Below are 11,981 nucleotides of genomic sequence, written 5' to 3' on the forward strand. Positions count from 1 at the left end.
CCTTGTCGAAGTCTCAACCATCCAGTCTGTCGCTGGGCGTGTCCGGGCTGATCACGCCCTTGCCGCCGGTAACCCTGGTCCTGGGCGGGGCGCGCTCTGGAAAGAGCCGCTATGCCGAAGGCCTGGTCGATCGCCATCCCGGGCGCCGCACCTATCTCGCCACCGCGGAGGTGCTGGACGACGAGATGGCGGCGCGGGTGAAGACGCATCGCGAGCGCCGGGATTCGGATTGGAAGACCGTCGAGGAGCCGCTCGACCTCGCCGGTGCCTTGAAGGCCGAAACGGAACAGGGAGCGGCGGTTCTGGTGGATTGCCTGACGCTCTGGCTCGGCAATCTGCTGGGGCAGGAGCGGAATGTCGATGCCGAGATCGACGGCTTGATCGCCGCGCTCGGCCAGTGCGGCGGACCGGTGGTCTTCGTCTCGAACGAAGTCGGGCAGGGGATCGTACCGGACAATGCGCTGGCCCGGCGCTTCCGCGACCTCGCCGGCATCCTGCATCAACGTTTGGCGGAGAAGGCGGATCACGTCGTTTTCGTGACCGCCGGTCTCCCGATGAAACTGAAGTGAGAAGAGAAGTCTGATGACGACCAAGATTCCCGCGACCATCGTGACCGGCTTCCTCGGCGCCGGAAAGACCAGCCTGATCCAGAACCTGCTGCGCAATGCGCGCGGGCGGCGCATCGCGCTGATCATCAACGAGTTCGGCGAGCTCGGGGTCGATGGCGAGATCGTCAAGGGCTGCGGCATCGAGGATTGCCCGGAAGAGAATATCGTCGAGCTGGCCAACGGCTGCATCTGCTGCACCGTCGCCGACGATTTCCTGCCGACCATCACCGCGCTCCTGGACCGGCCGCAGCCGCCGGAGCATATCGTGATCGAGACCTCGGGCCTCGCATTGCCTAAGCCGCTGATCCGCGCCTTCAACTGGCCGGAAGTCCGGACGCGGGTGACGGTGGATGGCGTGATCGCGGTGGTCGATGGCCCGGCCGCGGCGGCCGGCCGCTTCGCGGACAATCCGGAAGCGGTCGCGGCGCAGCGCGCCGCCGACGAATCTTTCGACCACGAGAGTCCGCTGGCGGAACTCTTCGAGGACCAGATCAACAGCGCCGATCTCATCATCCTCAACAAGAACGACCAGATGTCGCCGGACGATCGCACGGCGGCGAAGGACGTGATCGACCGCGAGATGAAGCGGAAGGCGAAGCTAGTTCTCTCCAGCTACGGTGCGATCGACCCCGACGTGCTGCTGGGCCTCGGTGCCGCGGCGGAGGACGACCTCGACACCCGCTTCTCGCACCACGAGCTCGAAGGCGAGGATCACGACCACGACGAGTTCGAGAGCTTCCAGATCGACATGCCGATTTTGAAGACACCCGATGAGCTGCTGGCACGCCTGAAGCCCGCGATCGCGACCCATGACATCCTGCGCGTGAAGGGCTTCCTCGACGTGGCGGGGCGCGACATGCGCCTGGTGCTGCAAGGCGTCGGCGGCCGCATCCAGCATTACTATGACCGCGCCTGGGGCTCGGACGAGGCCCGCAGGGGCCGGCTGGTGGTGATCGGCCTCAAAGGTCTCGACCGCGCGGCGATCGAAGCGGCGGTCAAGGGCTGAGATGCATCTCCTCGCGGCCAAGCCGGGCGAGATTTCCGACGGATCAGGCGCGATCGACCTCGGCCAGACGCCGGGTGAGATCGTCATTCTCTCCGCGGCGGATACCGAGCTCGCCTGCCTCGCCGCCGCCTATGCCGCGCTGCCGGAACCGAAGCCGAGCCTGCGGCTCGCCAATCTGCTGCTGCTGCAGCACCATCTCTCGGTCGATGCCTATGTCGAGAACATCATCGGGCATGCCAAGCTGGTGATCGTGCGGCTGATCGGCGGGCGGCGCTACTGGCCCTATGGGCTGGAAGAGATCTCCGCGACCTGCCGCGACAACAACATTCCGCTCGCGGTGCTGCCAGGCGACGATCAGCCGGATCCCGAGCTTGCCGATTTCACCACGTTGGACACCCAAGTAGCGCATCGGCTCTGGCGCTACTTCACCGAAGGCGGGATCGAGAATGCGCAGCAGGCGTTGCTGCATGCGGCGGGCCTGATCGGCCGCGCTACCGAATGGCTGGAGCCGCGGCCGCTGCTCAAAGCCGGTCTCTATTGGCCGGGCGAGGCCGTGACCAGCCTGGCCGATCTCAAGCGGCACTGGCACGCCGGCCGGCCGGTTGCGGCGATCGTGTTCTACCGCGCGCTGATGCAAGCCGGTACCTTGAAGCCGATTGACGCGCTGATCGCGGAGCTGGGCCGGCGTGACATCAACCTCCTGCCGATCTTCGTCAACAGTCTCAAAGACGCCGTCGCCGCCGATCTCATCGGCGCTTTGTTTGCAGAGGCGAAGCCCGACCTGGTGTTGAACGCAACCGGCTTCGCGGTCTCGCAACCCGGCGGGGATTTTGCGACGTCCTTCGACGTTGCCGACTGCCCGGTGCTGCAGGTTGTGCTCTCCAGCGGCAGCGCTTCCGATTGGGAACAGAACACCCGCGGCCTCTCGCCACGCGATCTCGCCATGCAGGCCGCCCTGCCGGAGCTCGACGGCCGCATCCTGACGCGCGCGATCTCCTTCAAGGCGGCGGCGCGCTACGATGCCGCGACCCAGTGCAACATCGTGGCGCCCGAACCGATCCAGGACCGCGTCGCTTTCGTGGTCGACCTCGCCGAGCGCTGGATCCGCTTGCGGAAGAAAGCGGCGGGCGAGCGCACCGTCGCCGTGGTGCTGGCCAACTACCCGAACCGCGACGGCCGGATCGGCAACGGCGTCGGCCTCGACACGCCGGCCGGCACGGTCAATCTCCTGCGCGCGATGCGGCGCGCCGGCTATGCGATCGCGGATATCCCGGCCGACGGCGATGCTCTGATCACGCGCCTGCTGGACAAGCGCGCGGCTTCGGCCCGGCTCGGCGTCGCCGAGTATCGGGAATTCTTTGCGACCCTGCCGGCCGCGATCCGCCATGCGGTCATTGCACGCTGGGGCCAGCCGGAAAGCGACCCGCATTGCGACGATGGTCATTTCGCCTTGCCGTTGCAGGGCTTCGGCGCGACCCTGATCGGCATCCAACCGGCGCGCGGCTACCATATCGATCCGGTCTCCAGCTATCACGACCCCGATCTCGTGCCGCCGCATGCCTATTTCGCCTTCTACGCCTATCTGCGCGACGTCGCCGGCGTCGATGCCATCGTCAACATGGGCAAGCACGGCAATCTGGAATGGCTGCCGGGCAAGTCGCTGGCGCTTTCCGCCGCCTGCTATCCCGAAGCGGTGATGGGGCCGGTGCCGCTGATCTATCCCTTCATCGTGAACGATCCGGGCGAGGGCACCCAGGCGAAACGCAGGAGCAGTGCCGTCATCATCGATCACCTGACGCCGCCGCTGACTCGGGCCGAAAGCTACGGCCCACTGAGCGAATTGGAGACGTTGGTCGACGAATACTACGAGGCGTCGCAGGTCGATCCGCGGCGCTGCGCGGTGCTGAAGGGGAAGATCGTCGATCTGGCCCAGGCCAGCGGCCTCGCCGCCGATTGCGGCATCGTTCGCGAAGACGATACCGAGGCGGCGCTGATCAAGCTCGACAACCATCTCTGCGAGCTGAAGGAGTTGCAGATCCGCGACGGGCTGCACATCTTCGGCGAATCGCCGAAAGGCTCACAGCTTGCCGACCTGCTGGTGGCGCTGACCCGGCTGCCGCGGAAGTCCGGTCGAGACGGCGACGCCTCGCTGCTGCGGGCGCTGGCCATGGATCTCGGTCTCGATTTCGATCCGCTCGATGCGAAGATGGGCGAGCGCTGGACCGGCCCGCGCCCCGCCATTGTGGCCGCGGCCTCGGACACGCCGTGGCGCACGATCGGCGATGCAGTCGAACGGCTGGAACTGCTGGCCTCGAAACTCACCGCAGGCACTTTGCGCGCCGAGGCGGGCTGGACCCGCAGCCGCGCGGTGCTGGACTTCATCAACGCCGAGCTTCGACCCTCGGTGGCGGCTTGCGGCGACGCCGAGCTCGCCGCGGTGCTGACCGGTCTCGACGGCCGCTTCGTGAAGCCGGGTCCCTCCGGCGCGCCGACCCGCGGCCGGCTCGACATGCTCCCCACGGGCCGCAACTTCTTCTCGGTCGATACCCGCGCGGTGCCGACGCCGACCGCCTGGACCCTGGGCTGGAAGTCGGCAGCACTGTTACTCGAGCGCCACCGCCAGGAACATGGCGCCTGGCCGAAGTCGCTGGTGCTCTCAGCCTGGGGCACCGCCAACATGCGAACCGGCGGCGACGATATCGCCCAGGCGCTGGCACTGATGGGCGTGCAGCCGCGCTGGGATGCCGGTGCTTCGGGCCGGGTCGCCGGTTTTGAGATCATGCCGCTCTCCGTGCTCGATCGGCCGCGGGTCGACGTGACTCTGCGGGTCTCGGGCTTCTTTCGCGACGCCTTCCCGGCGCAGATCGATCTCTTCGACAGCGCGGCGCGCGCCGTGGCCGCGCTGGACGAACCGGATTCGCAAAACCCGCTCGCGGCCCGCAACCGCGCCGAACGCGCCGCACTCATCGCCAAGGGAGCCAGCGAAGCCGAGGCGGAGCAGCGTGCCGGCTATCGCATCTTCGGGTCAAAGCCGGGTGCCTACGGTGCGGGCTTGCAGGCGCTGATCGACGAGAAGGGCTGGAGCGACGGCGGCGATCTCGCGCGCGCCTATCTCGCCTGGGGCGGCTATGCCTATGGCGCCGGTGTCTCCGGCGCCGCCGAGGGCCGCATGTTCGAGACCCGCTTGGCGCAGGTGGATGCCGTCCTGCACAACCAGGACAACCGCGAGCATGATCTCCTCGACAGCGACGACTATTACCAGTTCGAAGGCGGGCTGGCGGCGACGGTGCAGCACCTGACCGGCCGCAAGGCGGTGGTCTGGCACAACGACCATTCGCGGCCCGAGACGCCGCAGATCCGCAGCCTCGACCAGGAGATCGCCCGCGTGGTGCGCGCCCGCGTGGTCAACCCGAAATGGATCGCCGGCGTGATGCGCCATGGCTACAAGGGCGCCTTCGAGATGGCGGCGACGGTCGATTACTTGTTCGCCTTCGCCGCTACGGCGGACTGCGTCGCCGACCATCATTTCGATGCGGTGTTCGAAGCCTATCTGCTGGACGATGCCGTGCGCGATTTCATTGCCGCACATAATCCGGCCGCATTAAAGGAAATCGCCGACCGCCTGCAGGAAGCGCAGGCGCGGGGCTTGTGGAAGTCGCGCCACAATTCCGCGCATCAGCGCCTGGCCGCCTGGTCTAAAGGAGAAGCCGCATGAGTATGGAAGAAGACGTCAACAAACGCGCCAACGAGAAATCCGCGCGGCGCCAGGAGGCGCGGCAGAAGATGATGGCGGAGAAGACCCGCGAGAAGGGCCTGATTATCGTCCATACCGGCAAGGGCAAAGGCAAGTCGACCGCGGCCTTCGGCATGGTAATGCGCTGCGTCGGCCACGGCATGAAGGTCGGCGTGGTGCAGTTCATCAAGGGCAAATGGGAAACCGGCGAGCGCAGCGTGCTGGAGCGCTTTCCAGATTTGTGCGAGATCAAGGCGCTGGGCGAGGGTTTCACCTGGAACACCCAGGATCGCGCCCGCGACATCGCCCATGCCACCGAGGCCTGGGCCGAGGTGAAGCGCATGATGGCCGATCCCAGCTTCGCCTTCGTGCTGGCCGACGAGATCAACATCGCTCTGCGCTACGATTATCTGCCGATTGCCGATGTGGTCGCCGCGCTGAAGGAGAAGCGCCCGGATCTCCACGTCTGCCTCACCGGCCGCAATGCCAAGGATGAAATCGTGGCGCTGGCCGACTTGGTGACGGAGATGGAGATGGTGAAGCATCCTTTCCGCGACGGTGTGAAGGCGCAGAGGGGCATCGAGTTCTAGCCATGACTCAGCCGGCCGCGGTCATGTTCCAGGGCACCGGGTCCGATGTCGGCAAATCGCTGATCGTCGCCGGGCTCTGCCGAGCCTATGCGCGCAAGGGGCTGAAGGTGCGTCCGTTCAAGCCGCAGAACATGTCGAACAACGCAGCGGTGACGGCGGACGGCGGCGAGATCGGCCGCGCCCAGGCTCTGCAAGCGCGGGCCTGCGGAATTCCGCCGAGCAAGCATATGAACCCGGTGCTGCTGAAGCCGCAGGGCGAGACCGGTGCCCAGGTGATCGTGCAGGGCCAGGTCTTCGGCAATGCCAAGGCGGCGGACTACCAGCGGCTGAAGCCCCAGCTCCTCGCCAAGGTGCTGGAAAGTTATCGCACTTTGCGCGCCGAAGCCGATCTGGTGCTGGTCGAGGGCGCCGGTTCTCCCGCCGAGATCAACCTGCGCCAGGGCGACATCGCCAACATGGGCTTCGCGCTCAGCGCCGGCGTGCCGGTGGTGCTGGTCGGCGACATCGACCGCGGCGGCGTCATCGCCAGCCTGGTCGGCACCAAGGCGCTGCTGGCGCCGGCGGAAGCGGCGCGGGTCAAGGGTTTCCTCATCAACAAGTTCCGCGGCGATCTTGCGCTCTTCACCGACGGCGTGAAGGCCATCGCCGAGAAGACCGGCTTCCCTTCATTGGGCGTCGTGCCCTGGTTCGACGGCGCCCGCGATCTCCCCGCCGAGGACAGCGTTGCGCTCGACGGCGCGCATCCGGGCTATGGCGCGCGGGCCGGCGCAGCGATCAAGGTCGTGGTGCCGCAGCTGCCGCGCATCTCCAATTTCGACGACCTCGACCCGCTGCGCGCGGAGCCGGGGGTCTCGGTCGAGTTCGTGACGCCGGAACGGGCGCTGCCTGGCGATGCCGATCTCGTCATCCTGCCGGGCTCCAAGGCGACGCTCGTCGATCTCATCGCGCTCCGCCAAGCCGGCTGGGACATCGACCTGAAGGCGCATGTCCGCCGCGGCGGCCGGGTGTTGGGCCTCTGCGGTGGCTATCAGATGCTGGGGATGCGGGTCGCCGATCCGGAGAATATCGAAGGTCCGATCGGCGAGCTGCCGGGCCTCGGTCTCCTCAACGTGAAGACCACGCTAACCCCGAAGAAGAAGCTGGTCGAGATCGCCGGCAGGGACCTCGCGACCGGTGCCGCGGTGCGCGGCTACGAGATGCATGTCGGTGAGACTATTGGCGGCGACTGCGACCGTCCGATGCTGGATCTCGCTGGCCGTCCGGACGGCGCGATCTCGGCCGATGGCCGGGTGATGGGATGTTACCTGCATGGCATCTTCGCCGATGATGAATTCCGCCGCGCCTACTTGAAGACGCTGAAGCCGGACTTCGCCTCCGATCTCAACTTCGAGGCGCGGGTCGATGCCACGCTCGACGCGCTGGCCGACCACCTGGAACGGCATGTCGCGGTCGATCGGATCCTGGATATCGCTAATGCGCGATGACGGCCACCGCCGCCACGCCGATTCCAAGCAGCAGGCAGGCGCGGAGGTAGAGCCGCAGCGCCTGCCAGATATCCGGCGCATCGAGGATCCTGCGGCCGCTCGCGTTGGTCCAGGGCTCGTCGCTCGGGACGCCGTGATAGGCGCGCGGCCCGTTGAGCGCGAAGCCGAGCGCGCCGGCCAGCGCCGCCTCAGGCCAGCCGGCATTGGGCGAGCGATGGCGCCGCGCATCGCGCAGCGTGACGGCGAAGGCCTGTGTTCCATCCGCGCCGGGCAGCAGCAGCGCGCCGAGCATCATCAGCAAGGCGGAGAGCCGCGCCGCCGGCCAGTTCACCAGATCGTCGAGTCGCGCCGCCGCCCAGCCGAAATCCCGGTGCCGCGGCGAGCGGTGGCCGATCATGCTGTCGGCGGTGTTGATCGCCTTGTAGGCGACGAGCCCCGGCAGGCCGAGCAGCAGCGCCCAGAAGGCCGGGGCCACCACCGCGTCGGAGAAATTCTCGGCGAGCGATTCGATGGCGGCACGGCTCACGCCGGCGCGGTTCAGGCGGTTGGGATCGCGGCCGACGATCTTCGCGACGGCGAGGCGCCCGCCTTCGAGTCCGGAAACTTCGATCGCCCGCGCCACATCGGCGACATGGCCGTAGAGGCTGCGCTGGGCGATCAGCGCGCTCATCACCATGCCGAGCCACAGCCCGCCCAGCGGCAGCGCGAGCAGCAGCGCCTGGATGACGCCGCCGAGGGCCAAGGCGGCGGCGACCAGCACGACCACCAGCACGATGCCGGCATTGCGGCGGCGGCGCGGCGCATCGCCTTCGCGGTTGAAGTTGCGGTCGGCCCAGCCGATGGCATTGCCGATCACGACGACCGGGTGTGGCAGCTTGCGGTAAAGCGCCACCGGGTCGCCATACCAGGCGTCGATCACGAGCGCGATCAGCAGGCTGAGGGGCTCAGACCATTCGAGCCAGGATTCAAGCATCGGCACCACTCCGGGAATCGGCGGCGATCCTGCCCGACTTTGCGCCGGCGTCAAGTGAAGGCCGGCTGAGCCCATGGTGGCCGGCTGGCCCCGTGACTTTCGCGCGCTGATGGCGGCCTTCGCGGTCTCGAGCATCGGCACCAAGGTGGCGCGCGAGGCGGTGCCGCTGACGGCGGTGCTGGTGCTGCAGGCTGGCCCCGGTGCCCTCAGTCTGCTCGGGGTGGCGGCAACCTTGCCGGTGTTGGTGCTCGGCCTCTTCGCCGGGGTCTGGGTCGATCGCTGGCGGCGGCGGCCGCTGATGATCGCCGCCGACCTGCTGCGCTTCGCCGCGGTCGTTTCGGTCCCGATCGCGGCCTGGTGCGGACTGCTCACCATGGGGCAGCTGTTGCTGGTGGTGACCGCGGTCGCGGCCTTGTCGCTGCTCTTCACCGCCGCCGATGCGGCCTACCTGCCGTCTCTGGTCGCGCCGGGCCGCCTGACCCAGGCGAATGCCGCGCGGGAGACCATCGACGCCACAGCCGAGATCGTCGGCCCGCCGATGGGTGGCCTGCTGGTCCAGCTGCTGACCGCGCCCGCGGCCTTGCTGATCGACGCGATCTCCTATCTGGCCTCCGCGCTGTTCCTGTTGCGCATGAAGCATGTTGAGCCGGCCGCGCCCGCTCCGACGACCCGTCGCCGTGTCCTGCAGGAGATCGCCGAGGGTCTCGGCGCGCTGTGGCGGGATCCAATCCTGCGGCCCTTGCTGCTGGCGCGCGCGATTCGCACCTTCTTCGGGGGCATGGTGGGGCCGTTCTACGTGCTCTATGTCGTGCGGCAGCTCGGCGTGTCGCCGGCCATGATGGGCATCCTGATCGCTTGCGGCGGTGTCGCGGCCCTGGCCGGCGCCGCCTCGGTGCCCTGGCTGAATGCGCGGGTGCCGGCGGGGCCGGGGCTGATCGGCGCTTTCGCGATCAAGACCGTCGGGCTTGCCATGCTGCCGCTCGCCGGGCTGATGCCGGCGCTGCTGCTGCCGCTGCTGGTCCTGCAACAGTTGCTGCAGGATTCCGTCACCAGCTGGTTCGCGGTCAACGAACGGACCTTGCGCCAGAAGCGCGTCCCCAACGCGCAGCTCGGCCGCGTGGCCGCCACCATCGCCGTCGTCAATGACGGTCCAGTCCCGTTGGGCGCGCTGATCGCCGGGCTGCTGGTGCAGGTGGCCAGCCTGGATGCGGTGCTCTGGATCGGGGTTGCGGGCTATGCCCTGTCGCCGCTGCTGGCGCTGCTGTCGCCGGTGCGGCGGCTGCGCAGCATCTGAGCCCGGTCTGGAGCCATGACGCTATTGCTGAGGTCGGTGTCCAAAACGGACTAGCCGGAGGTGCCCCGATCGGCTCTAAGATCGCCCCATGGAACGGATTTTGGCGCAACTTCCGGATCTGGAACTGGGCTGGGTCTGGCTGACCGGGGCCGGCCCCGGTGCGACCGGGCTGCTGACCCTGCTGGCGGTCAAGGGGCTCGCCCAGGCCGATGTCGTGGTCTATGACGCCCTGGTCGACCAGTCGATCCTCGATCTCGCCAAGCCGGGCGCCAAACTGGAATATGCCGGCAAGCGCGGCGGCAAGCCTTCGGCCAGGCAGCCCGACATTTCGCTCCGCCTGGTGCAGCTCGCCCGCGAGGGCAAGCGGGTGCTGCGGCTGAAGGGCGGCGATCCCTTCGTCTTCGGCCGCGGCGGCGAGGAGGCGATGTCGCTGGTCGAGGCCGGGGTTCCGTTCCGCATCGTCCCCGGCATCAGCGCCGGCATCGGCGGCCTCGCCTATGCCGGCATCCCGGTCACCCATCGCGACGTCAATTCGGCGGTGGCCTTCGTCACCGGCCATGACGCGACGGGCGCGGTGCCGGATTCGGTCGACTGGGCCTCGCTGGCCAAGGGCGCGCCGGTCATCGTGATCTACATGGCGCTGAAGCATATCGCGCTGATCGCCGACCGCCTGCTCGCCGGCGGTCGCGCGCCGCACGAGCCGGTCGCCGTCGTCGCGAATGCGACTACCGAACAGCAGCGCGTGCTCGAGACCACGCTCGGCACCTGCGCCCGTGATGTCGCCGAGAGCGGCATCGAGCCGCCGGCCATGGTCGTGGTCGGGCAGGTGGTGCGCCTGCGCGCGGCTTTGGACTGGCTGGGCGCCATCGGCGGCCGCAGCCTGCAAGCCGACCCGCTCGGCACCCGCCATCACGACCAGACCGGCTCATAGGATCATGCAAGCGCGCGGCCTGATCATCGCGGCGCCCGCCTCGGGCAGCGGCAAGACAACGATCACGCTCTCGCTGCTGACCTTGCTCAGGCAGAACGGCGTCGCCGTCTCCAGCGCCAAGGTCGGGCCCGACTATATCGACCCCGCCTTCCACCAGGCGGCGACCGGGCGGCCCTGTTTCAATCTCGATTCCTGGGCGATGCGGCCGGAGACTTTGCGCGGCCTGCTGGCGGCGGCGGCGGAAGATTCCGCGCTGACCATCGTCGAAGGCGTCATGGGGCTGTTCGACGGCGCCGAGCCCGGTCCAGGCGGCGCCACGGGATCCACGGCGGATCTCGCGCGGCTGTTCGACCTGCCGATCCTGCTGGTGATGAACGTGAAGGGGCAGGCGGCGACTGCCGGCGCCGTGCTCGCCGGCCTCGCGCATTATCGACCGGGGGTCAGGATCGCCGGCGTCGTCTTCAACAATGTCGGCGGGCCGGTGCATCGCCGGATCCTCGCGCAGGCGGCCGAAGAGGTCGGCATTCCGGCGCTCGGTTTCCTGCCGCGCATCGCCGCCCTGGCGATGCCGGAACGCCATCTCGGCTTGAGACAGGCCGGCGAGATCGCCGATATCGGCGCCTTCCTCGCCGCCGCGGCCGCGGCCATCGCCCCGCATGTCGATCTTGCTCGGTTGACGGAACTCGCCGCGCCGATTGCCACCGGATCGGCGCCGGAGGCGCTCGGCATCCCGCCGCTCGGCCAAAGGATCGCGGTCGCGCAGGACATCGCCTTCGCCTTCGCCTATCCGGCCCAGCTCGAAACCTGGCGGCGGCAGGGTGCGACGCTCTCCTTCTTCTCGCCGCTGGCCGATGAAGCACCGGATGCAAAAGCGGACGCGGTCTTTCTGCCGGGCGGCTATCCGGAACTGCATGCCGGCAGACTGGCGGGGAATGCCGCCTATCAAGCCGGGCTCCGCGCGGCGGCGGCGCGCGGCGCCGCGGTCTATGGCGAATGCGGCGGCTACATGGTTCTGGGCGAGAGCCTCACCGATGCCGAGGGTATTGCGCATCCGATGGCCGGCCTGCTGCCGGTCGCGACCAGCTTTGCCAAGCCGCAGCTCCACCTCGGCTATCGGCAGGCCCGTTTGCTGGAGGCCGGACCCCTTGGCCTGCGCGATGCGGGTTTTGCCGGCCACGAATTCCACTATGCCACGGTCGAGCGGGAAGCCGGCGACGCCGCGCTGTTCCAGGCCAAGGATGCGCGCGGCAACGAACTCGCGGCGATGGGTCGGCGGCAGGGCCGCGTCATGGGCTCATTCCTTCATATCATCAGCCCGGCTTGATGCATTTCCCCGGGCGCGCCGCTATGATGCGCGCCGGT

The 11,981-nt window shown here is 68.3% G+C and carries 9 protein-coding genes; 8 read left to right on the forward strand and 1 reads right to left on the reverse strand.

Features of this window, described 5'->3' with window-relative positions; genetic code table 11:
- The first annotated feature begins 2 nt into the window (after positions 1–2).
- Genes cobU through ACYQ4T_RS01260 form a run of 5 tightly spaced genes read left to right on the forward strand, consistent with a single transcriptional unit; the run spans position 3 to position 7,421 of the window.
- Entirely contained in the window at positions 3–569 is a 567-nt protein-coding gene (gene cobU, locus ACYQ4T_RS01240) for a bifunctional adenosylcobinamide kinase/adenosylcobinamide-phosphate guanylyltransferase (protein WP_459850109.1), read from the forward strand.
- Positions 570–582: 13 nt separating this feature from the next.
- On the forward strand, positions 583–1,614 hold the full coding sequence (cobW, locus tag ACYQ4T_RS01245) for a cobalamin biosynthesis protein CobW (RefSeq protein WP_459850111.1): 1,032 nt from the start codon (positions 583–585) through the stop codon (positions 1,612–1,614).
- A gap of 1 nt (position 1,615) precedes the next feature.
- Entirely contained in the window at positions 1,616–5,329 is a 3,714-nt protein-coding gene (gene cobN, locus ACYQ4T_RS01250; RefSeq protein WP_459850113.1) for a cobaltochelatase subunit CobN, read from the forward strand.
- On the forward strand, positions 5,326–5,937 hold the full coding sequence (gene cobO, locus ACYQ4T_RS01255) for a cob(I)yrinic acid a,c-diamide adenosyltransferase (RefSeq protein ID WP_459850115.1): 612 nt from the start codon (positions 5,326–5,328) through the stop codon (positions 5,935–5,937). Before cobN ends, cobO begins: the two co-directional genes overlap by 4 nt.
- A 2-nt stretch (positions 5,938–5,939) precedes the next feature.
- Complete coding sequence (locus tag ACYQ4T_RS01260) at positions 5,940–7,421, forward strand: cobyric acid synthase (RefSeq protein ID WP_459850117.1); 1,482 nt, start codon at positions 5,940–5,942, stop codon at positions 7,419–7,421.
- Here the strand turns inward: ACYQ4T_RS01260 and cbiB are convergent.
- Positions 7,408–8,394 (reverse strand): adenosylcobinamide-phosphate synthase CbiB, encoded by a 987-nt coding sequence (gene cbiB, locus ACYQ4T_RS01265; protein ID WP_459850119.1) that lies wholly within the window; start codon positions 8,392–8,394, stop codon positions 7,408–7,410. The two genes, ACYQ4T_RS01260 and cbiB, sit on opposite strands and share 14 nt — an antisense overlap.
- A 73-nt stretch (positions 8,395–8,467) precedes the next feature.
- Between cbiB and ACYQ4T_RS01270 the strand changes: the two genes are divergently transcribed.
- The 3 genes from ACYQ4T_RS01270 to ACYQ4T_RS01280 all read left to right on the forward strand — a co-directional run bounded on the left by ACYQ4T_RS01270 (position 8,468) and on the right by ACYQ4T_RS01280 (position 11,943).
- A complete protein-coding gene (locus tag ACYQ4T_RS01270) occupies positions 8,468–9,688 on the forward strand; it encodes an MFS transporter (protein WP_459850121.1) in 1,221 nt (406 codons plus the stop codon).
- 88 nt (positions 9,689–9,776) lie between these two features.
- A complete protein-coding gene (cobA, locus tag ACYQ4T_RS01275) occupies positions 9,777–10,619 on the forward strand; it encodes a uroporphyrinogen-III C-methyltransferase (RefSeq protein ID WP_459850122.1) in 843 nt (280 codons plus the stop codon).
- Positions 10,620–10,623: 4 nt separating this feature from the next.
- Positions 10,624–11,943, forward strand: a complete 1,320-nt coding sequence (locus ACYQ4T_RS01280) for a cobyrinate a,c-diamide synthase (RefSeq protein ID WP_459850124.1) — start codon at positions 10,624–10,626, stop codon at positions 11,941–11,943.
- Positions 11,944–11,981: the final 38 nt, after the last annotated feature.

The organism is Dongia sp. agr-C8 (assembly GCF_054658695.1).

What these genes read in the sequence shown, in the direction of transcription:
- cobW (WP_459850111.1), top strand. Translation starts at nt 583, where the DNA reads ATGACGACCAAGATTCCCGCGACCATCGTGACCGGCTTCCTCGGCGCC.
- cobN (WP_459850113.1), top strand. Translation starts at nt 1,616, where the DNA reads ATGCATCTCCTCGCGGCCAAGCCGGGCGAGATTTCCGACGGATCAGGC.
- cobO (WP_459850115.1), top strand. Translation starts at nt 5,326, where the DNA reads ATGAGTATGGAAGAAGACGTCAACAAACGCGCCAACGAGAAATCCGCG.
- ACYQ4T_RS01260 (WP_459850117.1), top strand. Translation starts at nt 5,940, where the DNA reads ATGACTCAGCCGGCCGCGGTCATGTTCCAGGGCACCGGGTCCGATGTC.
- cbiB (WP_459850119.1), bottom strand. Translation starts at nt 8,394, where the DNA reads ATGCTTGAATCCTGGCTCGAATGGTCTGAGCCCCTCAGCCTGCTGATC.
- ACYQ4T_RS01270 (WP_459850121.1), top strand. Translation starts at nt 8,468, where the DNA reads ATGGTGGCCGGCTGGCCCCGTGACTTTCGCGCGCTGATGGCGGCCTTC.
- cobA (WP_459850122.1), top strand. Translation starts at nt 9,777, where the DNA reads ATGGAACGGATTTTGGCGCAACTTCCGGATCTGGAACTGGGCTGGGTC.
- ACYQ4T_RS01280 (WP_459850124.1), top strand. Translation starts at nt 10,624, where the DNA reads ATGCAAGCGCGCGGCCTGATCATCGCGGCGCCCGCCTCGGGCAGCGGC.